General features: G+C 68.8%; 12 protein-coding genes and 1 tRNA gene. 8 read left to right on the top strand and 5 right to left on the bottom strand.

Annotated features, from left to right (window positions below):
• Window positions 1-4: 4 nt before the first annotated feature.
• The 3 genes from ACP7EY_RS14825 to ACP7EY_RS14815 all read right to left on the bottom strand — a co-directional run bounded on the left by ACP7EY_RS14825 (window position 5) and on the right by ACP7EY_RS14815 (window position 2539).
• Window positions 5-1225 (bottom strand): efflux RND transporter periplasmic adaptor subunit, encoded by a 1221-nt coding sequence (locus ACP7EY_RS14825; RefSeq protein ID WP_426194857.1) that lies wholly within the window; start codon window positions 1223-1225, stop codon window positions 5-7.
• Window positions 1226-1442: 217 nt separating this feature from the next.
• The gene (locus ACP7EY_RS14820) at window positions 1443-2348 is read right to left on the bottom strand and encodes an alpha/beta hydrolase (protein WP_426194855.1); all 906 of its coding nucleotides are present in this window, start codon (window positions 2346-2348) and stop codon (window positions 1443-1445) included.
• A complete protein-coding gene (locus ACP7EY_RS14815; RefSeq protein WP_426194853.1) occupies window positions 2345-2539 on the bottom strand; it encodes a hypothetical protein in 195 nt (64 codons plus the stop codon). The genes ACP7EY_RS14820 and ACP7EY_RS14815 overlap by 4 nt, the downstream gene beginning before the upstream one ends.
• Before the next feature lie 134 nt (window positions 2540-2673).
• On the opposite strand from ACP7EY_RS14815, the gene ACP7EY_RS14810 reads away from it, so the two are divergent.
• Together ACP7EY_RS14810 and ACP7EY_RS14805 are read left to right on the top strand one after the other, a co-directional pair.
• On the top strand, window positions 2674-3606 hold the full coding sequence (locus ACP7EY_RS14810; protein WP_426194851.1) for a LysR substrate-binding domain-containing protein: 933 nt from the start codon (window positions 2674-2676) through the stop codon (window positions 3604-3606).
• 22 nt (window positions 3607-3628) lie between these two features.
• Window positions 3629-4573, top strand: a complete 945-nt coding sequence (locus ACP7EY_RS14805) for a D-2-hydroxyacid dehydrogenase (RefSeq protein WP_426194849.1) — start codon at window positions 3629-3631, stop codon at window positions 4571-4573.
• On the opposite strand, the gene ACP7EY_RS14800 is transcribed toward ACP7EY_RS14805, so the two are convergent.
• Window positions 4570-5235: an ASCH domain-containing protein gene (locus ACP7EY_RS14800; RefSeq protein ID WP_426194847.1), complete on the bottom strand. Its 666-nt coding sequence runs from the start codon at window positions 5233-5235 to the stop codon at window positions 4570-4572. The two genes, ACP7EY_RS14805 and ACP7EY_RS14800, sit on opposite strands and share 4 nt — an antisense overlap.
• A 130-nt stretch (window positions 5236-5365) precedes the next feature.
• On the opposite strand from ACP7EY_RS14800, the gene ACP7EY_RS14795 reads away from it, so the two are divergent.
• The 4 genes from ACP7EY_RS14795 (at window position 5366) to ACP7EY_RS14780 (ending at window position 12416) form a co-directional block, all read left to right on the top strand.
• A complete protein-coding gene (locus tag ACP7EY_RS14795; RefSeq protein WP_426194845.1) occupies window positions 5366-5665 on the top strand; it encodes a putative quinol monooxygenase in 300 nt (99 codons plus the stop codon).
• Between the two features lie 82 nt (window positions 5666-5747).
• Entirely contained in the window at window positions 5748-10115 is a 4368-nt protein-coding gene (locus tag ACP7EY_RS14790) for a DEAD/DEAH box helicase (protein WP_426194843.1), read from the top strand.
• 138 nt (window positions 10116-10253) lie between these two features.
• Complete coding sequence (locus tag ACP7EY_RS14785; protein WP_426194841.1) at window positions 10254-11366, top strand: catalase family protein; 1113 nt, start codon at window positions 10254-10256, stop codon at window positions 11364-11366.
• 99 nt (window positions 11367-11465) lie between these two features.
• Window positions 11466-12416, top strand: a complete 951-nt coding sequence (locus ACP7EY_RS14780; protein WP_426194839.1) for a 2-hydroxyacid dehydrogenase — start codon at window positions 11466-11468, stop codon at window positions 12414-12416.
• Window positions 12417-12423: 7 nt separating this feature from the next.
• Here ACP7EY_RS14780 and ACP7EY_RS14775 read toward each other — a convergent pair whose 3' ends face one another.
• Complete coding sequence (locus tag ACP7EY_RS14775) at window positions 12424-13569, bottom strand: alpha-hydroxy acid oxidase (protein ID WP_426194837.1); 1146 nt, start codon at window positions 13567-13569, stop codon at window positions 12424-12426.
• A 274-nt stretch (window positions 13570-13843) separates the two neighbouring features.
• Here ACP7EY_RS14775 and ACP7EY_RS14770 point away from each other — a divergent pair.
• Window positions 13844-13920: transfer RNA gene (locus ACP7EY_RS14770), tRNA-Arg, on the top strand.
• A 128-nt stretch (window positions 13921-14048) separates the two neighbouring features.
• On the top strand, window positions 14049-14363 hold the full coding sequence (locus ACP7EY_RS14765) for a hypothetical protein (RefSeq protein ID WP_426194835.1): 315 nt from the start codon (window positions 14049-14051) through the stop codon (window positions 14361-14363).
• Window positions 14364-14503: the final 140 nt, after the last annotated feature.

The raw sequence follows: 14503 nt of genomic DNA, 5'->3' as shown, positions 1-14503 counted from the left end.
GTTCTTATTCCTTGTTATTGGTCGCTTTGGCGGCGACCTTGACGTCCGCTGCCGGGGCGACCTTGACGTCGTCCTGCATCGGCACGAGCTGCGCGGTGATCGGCGCGCCCGGACGCACGCGCTGCAGGCCATTGACGACGATTTTTTCGCCCGGCTTGACGCCGTCTCTCACCACGCGCAGGCCGTCGACCATGGGGCCGAGGGTGACGGGGCGGTATTCGGCCGTGTTGTCAGCCTTGACGACGAAGACGAACTTGCGGTTCTGGTCGGTGCCGATGGCGCGGTCGGCGATCATCGTCGCGGTTTTTTTGGCCGCCGGGTCGCCCGACAGCTGCACGCGGGCGAACAGCCCCGGTACCAGCGTGTTGTCGCTGTTGGCGAAGCTGGCGCGCATGCGCACGCTGCCGGTGGCGGCGTCGAGGCGGTTGTCGACGAACTGCAGCTTGCCCTGGTGCGGGAAGCCTTCCTCGTTGGCCAGGCCGATTTTCACCACCACCGGGGCGCCCTTTTGCGCCACCCGGGCCACCCGCAGATAGGTCTCTTCGTCGCCGTCGAAGCTGGCGTAGATGTCCTTGTTCGACACCACCGAAGTGAGGATGGCGCTGCCGTCGACCAGGTTGCCGGTGGTGATTTCCGCTTTCGAGACGCGCCCGGCGATGGGCGAAGTGACCCGGGTGTAGGCCAGGTTCAGGCGGGCCGCTTCCAGCTGCGCCTGGGCGGCGCGCACGTTGGCGTCGAGCTCCTTGAGGCTCGCGCCTTTTTCATCGACCTCGCGCTGGGCGATGGCCTTGTCGGCCAGCAGGCGCTCGGCGCGGGTCAGTTCCAGCCGCGCCAGGTCGGCCTTGGCGCGCGCCGACACGGCCGACGCCTCGGCGCGGTTGGCCTCGGCCTGGAACGGCCGCGCATCGATGGTAAACAATACGTCGCCCTTTTTCACCAGGCTGCCCGGCTCGAAGTGGACGGCGGTGATGAAGCCGCTGGCGCGGGCACGGATGTCGACCCGTTCGACCGCTTCGAGGCGGCCGGAAAATTCCTGCGTCTCGTTGACGGGGCGCTCGAGCACCAGGGCGGCGGTGACGGGCGGCCCGCCGGCGGCGGCCGGGGCGGCCGCCTGGGCCGGCTGGTCCGGGCCACAGCCCGACAGGACCAGCGCCAGGAGGGCGGCGCCGGCAGCGAGCGGCGTCAGGTTGAGAAAGCTGCGGCTGGAGTGGTGTGGGCTTGTCATGTTGTTTTCCCTGGTGTTGGTGAAGATGGGTACTGAAAAAAATCGGCTGATACAAAGGTGAAGCAAAGCGACCGGCAAGACGACGGCCTGCGCACCCGAAGGCATGCAAAAAAGGCAACTATTAAATGCCGGCGAATAGCCGTCCCCGGGCTTCGCACAGGAAGCCGGTCGGACGGTCAGATTGGCACGGCGGTCGCCTCGAACGAGGCGCTATGATTTAGCTGGGCGGGTTGGAAGCCATATCGGTCTCCTCGGAAGCATCCGGTGAAACATCGAGGGCGGCCAGGAAGCGGCCGATTTCACTGAGCGCCGCAGCCTTGCAGGCGCAATCGTTGCGCGCGCCGCTGTCCTGCAAGGGGGCCGGCGACAGGCGCTTCAGGGTGGTGGTGACGCCGTTGGCGGCGAGCTTGGCGGCGTACTGCTCGGCCTCGTCGCGCAGCGGGTCGTCTTCGGCCGACAGCACCAGCGCGGGCGGCAGGTTTTTCAGGCGGCTCGATTGCAGGGGCGACGCGTAGGGGTGGGTGCGGTCGGCCGGATTGGGCAGGTAGCCGCGGTAGCTGGCGGCGCAGGTGCTGGCCACATCGGCCATGCCGTCATCGGCGGGCACTTCGCGCATCGAGCAGGTCGTCAGCGCCGGATCGAGCATCGGCATGATGAGGATCTGGCCGGCCAGCGCGGGGCCGCCACGGTCGCGCGCCATCAGCGCGCAGACGGCGGCCAGGTTGGCGCCCGCTTCGATCCCCGCCACCACCAGGCGCTTGCCGCTCCAGCCCAGGCGCGCCTTGTGCTTCTTGACCCACAACAGCACCGCGTGGGCGTCTTCCACCGCCGCCGGAAACGGCTTGACGGTGGCCAGCGTGTAGCTCGACGAGAGCACCACCACGTTGCTGCTCTCGTCGGACAGGTGGCTGAGGAAGACGTCGCCGTCATCGATGCTGCCGCCGACGAAACCGCCGCTGTGGAAGAACACCATCAGGGTGTCCTGGCGGGCCGCCTTGCCACTCGTTTCGCGGCCGGCCGCATGGCTGTAGAGCCGCGCCGCGAGCAGGCCGTCGGCGCCGCCGACCTGCATGTCACGCACCGTCACTTGTGGAAAATCCACGACATTGGACGGTGTATTCATTGCTTGCTCACCACCAGTTGGTCGGCGCGGGCAAGCTCGGATTGGTCGAACAGATCATGTGCAAGTGCGTCAAAACCACCGACTTCGATGCGCGCGGCCTGCTGGAACTGCTCGGTATAGGCCAGGCCCGTCAAGGTCGACAGGCTCAGCACCAGGGCAAGTCCGGTAATAAAGGCGTCTTTAAAGCGCATGATCGTTCTCCCACTCTGCTCAATTCATTGCTGGCTCTTTTGATCCAGTACGGCCAGTATAAACATCGACTACAATCCGATAAATAGGGTGAAACTGAATTGATTGTTCAGATCCATGAACAATGAGGGAATAAATGAACAAACTACAAGCAATGGAAGTGTTCGTCCAGGTGGTCGACACGGGCAGTTTTACCCGCACGGCCGAGCAGATGCAGTTGCCCAAGGCGACCGTGTCGACCCTGATATCGGCGCTCGAGAACGACCTGGCGGCCAAGCTGCTGCACCGCACCACGCGCCACGTGAGCGTGACCTCGGACGGCGCCGTCTATTACGAGCGCTGCCTGCGCATCCTGGGCGACGTGCGCGACGCCGAGGAAGCGCTCTCGCGCAACCGCGCCAGTCCCAGCGGGCGCTTGCGCATCGACGTCGCCACCGGCGTGGCCAACGACATCCTGATCCCCGCCCTGCCCGACTTTTTCGCCCGCTATCCCGACGTCATGCTCGAACTGGGCTGCGGCGACCGCACCGTCGATCTGGTCGAGGAAGGCATCGACTGCGCCATCCGCGGCGGCGCGTTGCCGGACTCGAACCTGATCGCGCGGCGCGTCGGCGTGCTGCACTTCGTCACCGCCGCCACCCCCGCCTACATCGCCCGCCACGGCCGCCCGCTGCACCCGAGGGAGCTGTCGGAGCACGTCTGCGTGAATTATTTTTCATCGAAGACGGGCAAGGTGCTCGGCTGGGATTTCGTGCGCGGCGACGAGGAACTGCTGATCGATTTGCCCGGCAGCCTGGCCGTCAACGATTCGACCGCCTACATGAACGCGGGCCTGGCCGGGCTGGGCATCATCCAGATGGCCAGCTACGCCGTCACCCCGCACCTGGCCCAGGGTACGCTCGAATTGCTGCTGGAAGACTGGACCAGTTCACCATTGCCCGTCCATGTGGTATATCCTCAGAATCGCCACCTGTCGGCCAAGGTGCGCGTGTTTGTAGAATGGGTGGCCGACTTGTTCCTGTCGCACCCCGGGTTCGAACTTAAATCGCCAGTCCGCCAAGCGGCATAAGGGCATCAGAATAGGGTAACTCATGCACCAGATCGTTTTCCTCGACCGCGACAGCCTGCCCGCCACCGTGCGCGCGCCCTCGTTCGCCCACCAGTGGCGCGACTACCCGGCCAGCACCGGCGCCGAAGCGGCCGCGCGCCTGGCCGGCGCCACCATCGCCATTACCAACAAGGTGCCCCTGCGCGCGGCCGATATCGCCCGCCTGCCGGACCTGAAAATGATCGCGGTGGCCGCCACCGGCACCGACATCGTCGACCTGGCCGCCTGCCGCGAGCGCGGCATCGTCGTCGCCAACATCCGCAACTATTCGCTCGTGTCGGTGCCCGAGCACTGCTTCACCCTGATCCTGGCGCTGCGCCGCAACCTGGCCGCCTACAGCGCCGACGTCGCCGCCGGCAAATGGCAGGTGGCGCCCCAGTTCTGCCTGTTCGACCATCCGATCGCCGACCTGGCCGGCAGCACGCTGGGCATCGTCGGCTACGGCGCGCTGGGCCAGCGGGTGGCGCAGATCGGCCGCGCTTTCGGCATGAAGGTGGTGGTCAGCTCGCGCTCACCCGTGGCCGACGCCGACGTCAGCACGCTGCCGCTGGCCGAACTGCTCGCCACGGCCGACGTCATCAGCCTGCACCTGCCCCTGAACGACAAGACGCGCCACATGATCGGGGCGGCCGAACTGGCCAGCATGAAGCCGACCGCGCTGCTGATCAACACGGCGCGGGGCGGGCTGGTCGACGAACTGGCGCTGGCCGCTGCGCTCAAGGCCGGCACCATCGGCGGCGCCGGCTTCGATGTGCTGACGAAGGAGCCGCCCACCGACGGCAATCCCCTGCTCGAACTGGACCAGCCGAACTTCATCCTGACCCCGCACATCGCCTGGGCCAGCGCGGGGGCCATGCAAACCCTGGCCGATATGCTGGTCGATAATATCGAGGCCTTCGTCGCCGGCGCGCCCACCAACGTAGTCTAAGGCGCTTCAGCGTCCACGGGGATGACGTCGACCAGCGCAAAATGCAGGGTGACCAGTTCGAACTCGTCGTGCAGCTCGAGCGGCGTCAGCGCCTCCCGGTGGCACTGCAGGAAGGCCGCGGCGCTGTCGAAGCCCTCGCCGCGCCAGACCTCCTCGGGAATGGCGCCGCACTTGATGGTGTAGACCTTGGTGGCGCGGATGATGCAGCGCAGGCGCTGGCGCAGGTCGTACACTTCGATCAGCTCGCCCGGCGCATAACTGCCGTCGCCGAACGGGCCGTAAGGCTGGTAGTAGGCCTCGACGGTGTCGGCGGTGACGCTCTTGCGGCCGGCAATGACGTCCAGCGGCAGCGAATCGTCGTCGTCGTGGGCGCCCCAGAAGGTCAGGCGCTTTTTGCGCGCCAGCGGAAGTCCGGCGGGGCGCGGATCGACCGGCTCGCCCGGAATGACGGCACCGGCACCGGCACCGGCGCCCCTGGCCAGGCCGAGCCGCTGCACCATGTAGATCAGCGTGCCGATGGCGTTGTAGTCGTGCGGCGCTTCGAACGCCAGGTGCAAGGCGCGCTGCGCATGGCGGCGCAGGGTCGATTCGGCCGCCGCGGCCGAGGCGAACAGCAGGCCGTCGACGCCGACGGCGCCATCGTGGTACAGGCTGATTTTCATGGCTGGCCATTGTTGGTGGGGGCAGGCGTCGAGCATAATCGACTATTGATCATCCGGCAATCTTGACGCGCCCGCATACCCCGGCGTAGTGATAAGCTGCTGTTCATTCCAACCACCGACAGGCTCCCCCATGATCACCGAATTCGCCGAAATCCGCATCCAGCCCGGCACCAGCGAGGCTTTCCTGAACGCTGTCGCCCAGGCCGCGCCCCTGTTCCGCCGCGCGCGCGGCTGCTCCTCGATGCGCATCGAGCAGCGCATCGAGGAGCCGGACATGTACGTGCTGATGGTCGGCTGGGCCACGCTGGAAGACCACGAGGTGCACTTTCGCCAGAGCGCCGATTTCCAGGCCTGGCGCGCCCTCGTCGGCGGCTTTTTCGCCGGCCCGCCCACCGTCACCCACACCCAGCCGATACAGACGGGTTTCTAATTTATGCGCAGTTGCGCATAAATTGAACTGAACGGCGCCGCGCCGCTTGTCGTTCGCGTCGGCGCCCGCATATGGGCCTGAGATGAGCAAGCGCGCCCCCACCCCTGCCAGCCACGACTTCCACCCCGCCGTGGCGGCGTGGTTCGATGCCAGCTTCCCCACTGCCACCGAGGCGCAGCTGCGCGCCTGGCCGCTGATCCAGGGCGGGCGCAACACCCTGGTGGCGGCGCCCACGGGCTCGGGCAAGACCCTGACGGCCTTTCTCGCCGCGCTCGACGTGCTGGTGCGCGCCAGCGGCGAGGCGCCCTTGCCGGACGAAACGCGGGTACTCTACATTTCTCCCCTGAAGGCGCTGTCGAACGACATCCGCGTCAACCTGGAAGCGCCGCTGGCCGGCATCGGCGCGCAACTGGCGCGCCTGGGCCTGCCCCCGCACGGCATCCGCAGCGCCGTGCGCACGGGGGACACCACGCCGGCCGAGCGCAACGCCATGAAGCGGCGCGCGCCGCACATCCTCGTCACCACGCCGGAGTCGCTGTACGTGCTGCTCGGCTCGGACAGCGGGCGCGCCATGCTCGCCACTGTGCGCACCGTCATCGTCGACGAGATCCACGCGGTGGCCGCCAGCAAGCGTGGCAGCCACCTGGCGCTCAGTCTCGAGCGCCTCGACAGCCTGGGCGGGCGTAAAAGCGTGCGCATCGGCCTGTCGGCCACCCAGAAGCCCTTGTCGCGCATGGCCGAGTTTCTGGTCGGCGCCGCCGGCGCCTGCGCCATCGTCGACGTCGGCCACGCGCGCGCGCGCGACCTGGCGCTCGAACTGCCGCCGCTGCCGCTGGAGGCGGTGATGGCCAACGAGGTGTGGGAGCGCGTCTACGACCGCATGGCCGAACTGGCGGTGCTGCACCGGACCACGCTCATTTTCGTCAACACGCGGCGCATGGCCGAACGGCTGGCGCGCCACCTGGGCGAGCGGCTGGGCGCGCAACTGGTGGCGGCCCACCACGGCAGCCTGGCAAAGGAAACCCGGCTCGACGCCGAGCAGCGCCTGAAGCGGGGCCAGTTGCAGGTGCTGATCGCCACCGCCTCGCTCGAGCTGGGCATCGACATCGGCGACGTCGACCTGGTCTGCCAGGTGGGCTCGCCGCGCAATATCGCCGCCTTCCTGCAGCGCGTGGGCCGCTCCGGCCACCAGGTGGGCGGCACGCCCAAGGGCCGCCTGTTCCCCACCTCGCGCGACGACCTGGTCGAATGCGCGGCGCTGCTCGACTGCGTGCGCCGCGGCGAACTCGATACCCTGCGCCTGCCGCGCGCGCCGCTCGACGTGCTGGCCCAGCACATCGTCGCCGAAGTGGCCAACCGCGAGTGGGGCGAAGACGCCCTGTTCGCGCTGCTGCGGGGCGCCGCGCCGTATGCGGGCCTGCGCCGCGAACAATACGACGCCGTGCTGCGCATGCTGGCCGACGGCTACGCCACCCGCGTCGGCCAGCGCGGCGCCTACCTGCACCGCGACGCCGCCAGCGCAAGCCTGCGCGCGCGCCGCGGCGGCAAGCTGGCCGCCGTCACCTCGGGCGGCACCATCCCCGACAACGCCGACTACGCCGTGCTGCTCGAGCCGCAAGGCCACGCGGTGGGCACCGTCAACGAGGACTTCGCCGTCGAGAGCCTGGCGGGCGACATTTTCCAGCTCGGCAATACCTCCTACAGCATCCTGAAGATCGACGCCGGCAAGGTGCGTGTCGAAGACGCCCGCGGCGCGCCACCGAACATCCCGTTCTGGCTGGGCGAGGCGCCCGGGCGCAGCGACGCCCTGTCGATGGGGGTGGCGCGCCTGCGCGGCGCGATCGAGCAGCAGCTGGCCGGCGGCGCCGACGGTGCCGACGCCCTGGCGCGCGCGCGCGCCTGGCTGGTCGGGGAACTGGGCCTGGGCGTCGACGCGGCCGACCAGATCGCCGACTACCTGGCCACCGCGCGCGCCGCGCTGGGCAGCCTGCCGACCCAGGACACGCTGGTGATGGAACGCTTTTTCGACGCCAGCGGCGGCATGCAGCTGGTGATCCACTCGCCCCACGGCAGCCGGATCAACCGCGCCTGGGGGCTGGCGCTGCGCAAGCGCTTTTGCCGCAGCTTCAATTTCGAGCTGCAGGCGGCCGCCACCGAGGACGCCATCATCCTGTCGCTGTCGGCGGGCCACAGTTTCGCGCTCGACGAGGTGTGGCGCTACCTGCGCGCCGACAGCGCCGAGCACCTGCTGATCCAGGCCCTGCTCGAGGCGCCCCTGTTCAATGTGCGCTGGCGCTGGAACGCCACCACCGCGCTGGCCCTGCCCCGCTTTACGGGCGGGCGCAAGGTCGCGCCGCAACTGCAGCGCATGAAAAGCGACGACCTGCTGGCGGCCGTGTTCCCCGACCAGGCGGCCTGCCTGGAAAACCTGGTGGGCGAGCGCGAGCTGCCCAGCCACCCGCTGGTCGAGCAGACCGTCGACGACTGCCTGCACGAGGCGATGGACAGCGAAGGCTGGCTGGCGCTGCTGCGACGGATGGAAGCGGGCACGGTGCGGCTGGTGGCGCGCGACCTGCCGGCGCCGTCGCCGCTGGCGCTGGAAATTCTCAACGCCCGCCCCTACGCCTTTCTCGACGACGCCCCGCTGGAGGAGCGCCGCACGCAGGCGGTCCTGCGCCGCCGCTGGACCGATCCCACTTCGGCCGACGACCTGGGCGCGCTCGACCTGGCGGCGATTGCCAGCGTGGCCGAACAGGCCTGGCCGCAGCCGGCCAACGCCGACGAGATGCAGGAAGCGCTGGTGGCGCTGGGCCTGATCACGGCGCAGGAAGCGCAGCGCGAGGACGGCTGGCGCTCGCTACTGGCCGAACTGGCCGATGGCGGCCGCGCCACCCGCCTGACGGGCGCCGGCGTCGATTGCTGGGTGGCCCTGGAGCGGCTCGACGGCGTGCGCGCCGTCTACCCGCAGGCGCAGGCCACGCCGCCGCTGGCCGTCCCGCCCGGCCACGCCGGCCACGACGGCCAGCCGTGGACGCGCGACGCCGCGCTGGTCGAACTGCTGCGCGCGCGCCTGTCCGGCTTCGGCCCGCAGGACGTGGCGACGATTGCCGCCGCGCTGGCCCTGCCCGAGAGCACGGTGACGATCGCCGCCGCCGCGCTCGAGGCCCAGGGCTATCTGCTGCGCGGGCGCTTCAGCCCCGGCGTGCAGGTCGAACAATGGTGCGAACGCCACCTGCTCGCGCGCATCCACCGCTATACCATCGGACGGCTGCGGCGCGACATCGAACCGGTCGAAGCGGTCGACTTCATGCGCTTCCTGTTCGACTGGCAGCACCTGACGGCGGCCACCCAGTTGCGCGGCGAAGACGCGCTGCCGCTGGTGCTGGCCCAGCTCGAAGGCTGGGAGGCGGCCGCCGGCGCCTGGGAGGCGGACCTGCTGGCGCTGCGCCTGCGCGACTATTCGATCCTGTGGCTGGACGCGCTGTGCCGCTCCGGCAAGCTGGTGTGGGCGCGCGTGGGCGCGCCGCGCGCGGCCGCGGGCGGCCCCTTGCGCAGCACGCCGATGGTGCTGCTGCCGCGCCGCCAGCTGGCCTTGTGGCACGCGCTGCCGACGCCGACGGGGCCGCCCACCCTGTCGCCCCGCGCCGCCCACGTACTGAGCCAATTGCAGCGCGACGGCGCGCTGTTCATCGACGAGCTGCAGCAGGGCGCGCACATGCTGCCGGTGGAACTGGAAAAGGCGCTGGGCGAGCTGGTGGCGACGGGCCTGGTCAACGCCGACAGCTTCGCCGGCCTGCGCGCGATGCTGGCGCCGGCGGCGCGGCGCGCCAGCCACGACAAGCAGCGCCGCCGCGGCGCCGGCCCGACCATGGAAGAAGCGGGCCGCTGGGCGCTGCTGCGGCGTGAAGCCGGCCCCGAAGAGCCGGCCGGCGCCGCCAGTGCGCGCCGGCGCCTGCCGCCCGAGACGCTCGAACAGGTCGCCCTGACCCTGCTGCGCCGCTACGGCGTGGTGTTCTGGCGCCTGCTCGAACGCGAAGCGGCCTGGCTGCCGACGTGGCGCGAGCTGCTGCCCGTGTATCACCGGCTCGAAGCGCGCGGAGAAATCCGCGGCGGGCGCTTCGTGGCCGGCTTTTCGGGCGAGCAGTTCGCCCTGCCGGAAGCGATTCCCCTGCTGCGCGACGTGCGCCGCCGCGCGCCCAACGGCACCCTGGTGCTGGTCGCCGGCGTCGATCCCCTGAACCTGTGTGGCAGCGTGCTGGCCGGCGACAAGCTGCCTGCGCTGGCCGGCAACCGCGTGCTGTTTCGCGACGGCGTGCCGGTGGCCACCGTCAGCGGCGGCGACATCGGCTGGCGCATCGATCCCGGCGCGCAGCGCGCCCTGCTGCACGCCCGGCTGGTGGGACGCCAGTGCGCGCGCGCCGATGTGGCGGCGACACCCTCGCCTGCCTGAGCTGCCCGCTCGAGGTGCCGGCGGGCCGTAGCCGACGCTTCTGCGGCCGATTATGCGCAGAAATTTCGCCCTTTGGTCTAGCCTTGTGAGCTTGACCGGGGCGCCGCCGCCGGCATTTTCAGGGAAACGGACACCGCCATGGACATCCGCCACGCCGACACCATCGCCCCGCTGCGCTACCAGCCCTCCTGCGAAGTGGCCGAGGAGGACGAGGCCGCCACCATCGACACCATCCTGCACAGCCTGCACCACATTTACACCACCACCTATGCCGATGGCGGCCACGCCATCCGCAGCGTGCACGCCAAGTCGCACGGCATCCTGCGCGGCGCGCTGACGGTGGCCGACGCGCTGCCGCCGGCCTATGCGCAGGGCCTGTTCGCCCGGCCGGGCAGCTACCCGGTGGTGGCCCGCCTGTCGAGTTCGCCCGGCGACATCCTCGACGACAAGGTGTCGACCCCGCGTGGCATGGCCATCAAGATCGTCGGCGTGGACGGCGCGCGCGTCGACGGCAGCGAGAGCGACCGCACCCAGGATTTCGTGCTGGTCGACAGTCCCGTGTTTACTGCCTCGTCGGCCAAGCGCTTTGCCGCCAGCCTGAAGCTGCTCGCGCCCACCACCGACCGCGCCCCGCGCCTGAAGGTGGCCTTGTCGGCGGTGCTGCGGGGCGCCGAACAGCTGGTCGAAGCGGTCGGCGGCGAGAGCGCCACCCTGATCGCGCTGGGCGGCCACCCGGCCACCCATCCGCTGGGCGCCACCTATTTCAGCCAGGCGCCGATCCTGTACGGGCCTTACATGGCCAAGGTGGCGCTGGCGCCCGTGTCGGCCGCGCTGACGGCGCTGACCGGGGCGGCGGTCGAACTGCACGGCACCCACGACGGCCTGCGCGATGCGGTACGGGCCCACTTCGCCCGCGCCGGTGGCGAATGGGAACTGCGGGTGCAGCTGTGCACCAGCCTGTCGAGCATGCCGATCGAGGACAGCACGGTGGCCTGGCCGCAGGAACAGAGCCCGTATGTCGCCGTGGCGCGCCTGACGGTCGCGCCGCAGGCCGGCTGGAGCGAGGCGCTGTCGAAGGCGGTCGACGACGGCATGCGTTTTAGTCCCTGGCACGCGCTGGCCGCGCACCGCCCGCTCGGTTCGATCATGCGGGCACGCAAGGCGGCCTATGCGGCGTCGTCGGCGTTCCGCTTCGCGCGCTGCGGGGTGGCGCAGGCCGAACCGGTCGACCTGGACGGCCTGCCCGTCTGACCGGCACGGCGCACGCGCTGATGCCGCCGCGCCGCCGTCAAGGGGCCTATAATCGTCCTCCATTATCACAGGAGGGCAGGCCGCGCGCCTTCACTGACCATGTCAAAACCCGACGTCCTCGTATTTGCCCAGAGCCCCTCGCACGCCGTCATGGCGCAACTGGCCCTGCAGTTCAACTGCCACCACGTGTGGCAGCAGCCGGCATCGCAGCACAGCCGCATGATCGACAGCGTCGCCGCGCGCATCCGCGCCGTCTGGACGGTGGGCCCGCTGGGCCTCGATGCGGGCCTGATCGCCCGCCTGCCGCAGCTGGAAGTGGTGGTGGTCAATAGCGTCGGCGTCGACCGCATCGACCTGCCCGCCCTGGCCGCGCGCGGCATCCAGGTCAGCAATACGCCGGGCGTGCTGACCGACGACGTCGCCGACCTGGCCGTGCTGCTGCTGCTGGCGGCGCAGCGGCGCCTGCCGGCGATGGACGCCTATGTGCGGCGCGGCGATTGGGCCGCGGGCGAGCGCCTGCAACCGGCCCGCGGCCTGCGCGGCAAGACCGCCGGCATCTTCGGCTTTGGCCGCATCGGCCAGGCCATCGCCGCCCGCCTGGCGCCGTTCGGCATGGAGATCGCCTATTTCCAGCCGCGCGCCATCGATGGCGTCGCCGCGCCACGCGCCGCCTCGCTGCTGGAACTGGCCGCGCGCAGCGACTACCTGGTGCTGGCCGCGCCCGCCACTGCCGCCACCCGTCACGCCGTCGACGCCGAGGTGCTCACGGCGCTGGGGCCGCAGGGAGTGCTGGTCAATATCGCGCGCGGGGCGCTGGTGGACGAAACGGCGCTGGTGGCGGCCCTGGCCGACGGCCGCCTGGGGGCGGCGGCGCTGGACGTGTTCGAGGCTGAACCACAGGTGCCGGCGCCCCTGTGCGCGCTGCCCAACACGGTGCTCACGCCGCACATCGGCAGCCTGACGGTGGAAACGCGCCACGCCATGGGCCAGCTCACGCTGGACAATCTGTGCGCGCATTTCGCCGGGCGGCCCCTACTCACGCCCGTCTAGCCGGGCGCTAGTACGTACCGGGCAACAGGATGTTCTGGTCGACCTGGTTGATGTCGCGCAGGCCGCAAAACGCCATCGTCACATCGAGCTCGTTGCGGATGATGTCGAGGCACTTGCGCACGCCCGCCTCGCCGCCGGCGCCCAGGCCATACAGGAAGGGGCGGCCGATATACACGCCTTTCGCGCCCAGCGCGCGGGCGCGCAGCACGTCCTGGCCCGAGCGCACGCCGCCATCCATGTGCACTTCGATCTGGCCGCCGACGGCGTCGACGATGGCCGGCAGCGCTTCGATGCTCGACTGCGCGCCGTCGAGCTGGCGGCCGCCGTGGTTCGACACGATCAGGGCATCGGCGCCGCTTTCAACGCACAGGCGGGCGTCCTCGGGGTCCATGATGCCCTTGATGATCAGTTTGCCGCCCCAGCGCTGCTTGACCCACTCGACGTCGGCCCACGACATGGCCGGATCGAACTGCTGCGAGGTCCAGGCCGACAGCGAGGACATGTCGGAGACGGCGCTGGCGTGGCCGACGATGTTGCCGAAAAAGCGGCGCTTGGTGCCCAGCATGCCCAGGCACCAGGCCGGCTTGGTGGCCAGGTTGATCATATTGGCGACGGTCAGCTTGGGCGGCGCCGTCATGCCGTTGCGGATGTCCTTGTGGCGCTGGCCCAGCACCTGCAGGTCCAGCGTGAGCACCAGCGCCGAGCAATTGGCGGCGCGCGCCCGTTCGATCAGGCGCTCGATGAAGGGCCGGTCTTTCATGACGTAGAGCTGGAACCAGAATGGCTTGGTGGTGTGCGCGGCGACGTCCTCGATCGAGCAGATGCTCATGGTCGAGAGGGTAAAAGGCACGCCGAATGCTTCGGCGGCGCGGGCGGCGAGGATTTCGCCGTCGGCGTGCTGCATGCCGGTCAGGCCCGTCGGCGCCAGCGCCACCGGCATGGCGACCTCCTGCCCTACCATGGTCGAGCGCAGGCTGCGGTCGGCCAGGTTGACGGCGACGCGCTGGCGAAACTTGATCTTGGCGAAATCGGTTTCGTTGGCGCGGTAGGTCGATTCGGTCCACGAGCCCGCATCGGCGTAATCGTAGAACATGCGCGGGACCCGCTTCTTGGCCAGAATGCGCAAATCTTCGACGGTGGTGATGATGGTCATGAAACGGCGCTCCTTGGTGGACAGGCTGATAATTTAACAGAACGGGGCAAGCCGATCGACTGTTTGCCGATCTTTGCTGCAAACATCATTACCCTGAACGCAACACTGGACAAGCGCTGAACTCCCCCGTACAATGCTGCTTCTTCGGAGATGCATGCTCTCCGGTACCGATGCAAAACACCGCAACGGCACACCAGGCAAGTCCGTTTTTGCTCCGCAGCCAGAAATTTTGGTCTTCCGGAAACAAGACGAAACTGCTAGAATACATGCTTCAGCGGCTGTAGCTCAGTTGGATAGAGTACTTGGCTACGAACCAAGGGGTCGTGGGTTCAATTCCTGCCAGCCGCACCAAAATTCGTGTTTTGAAATCAAGGACTTAAGTGGCTCACGCTGCTTAGGTCCTTTTTCATTGTGCACCCCTTCACCGATGCGTCGCCACCAGCCGCGGATTCATCGACGGCAACCAGCGTACCGCCTGGGTGATCGGCCGCCTGTTCCTGGCGATCAAGGGCGAGACTCTTGCCTTCAGTAATGCCGATGCTATCCACTTGATGCTCGTCGCGGCCACCAATATGACGGAACTGCAGGTGGCGCATTCGATACGGCAACGCCTGATCGCAGCATGCCCCCCCACGCCGCCGCCTTCGTTGCAGATCATTGTGGCTCGCGGCGATGCCAGGTTGACCCACGTTGCGAATCCCCCCATCTCGGCACGCCTGGAATCCTCGACGTTCTCACCGTTGAATGTGGAGTTTCCGAAAGGATTCTGCCCTGCCGACAGCACCAACCTCTGACGATCAAAGCGCCAAAAAAAAGGCGCTTTCACCGTTTGCTGTGGGTCGACCCCGAACCGATTTGAATTGCTGAGGTCAAACCTGCTCCACCAACGTGATGGGAGAGCAGCATGGCACAAGGCAAGCAGGTCCGTCCGAAT

Origin of the sequence: Massilia sp. DWR3-1-1 (assembly GCF_049898325.1) — a bacterium.
Taxonomy (GTDB): Bacteria; Pseudomonadota; Gammaproteobacteria; order Burkholderiales; family Burkholderiaceae_D; genus JAFCUW01.
Note: the sequence above shows the minus strand (reverse complement) of the source record. Positions and strands in the feature narration are given on the sequence as shown.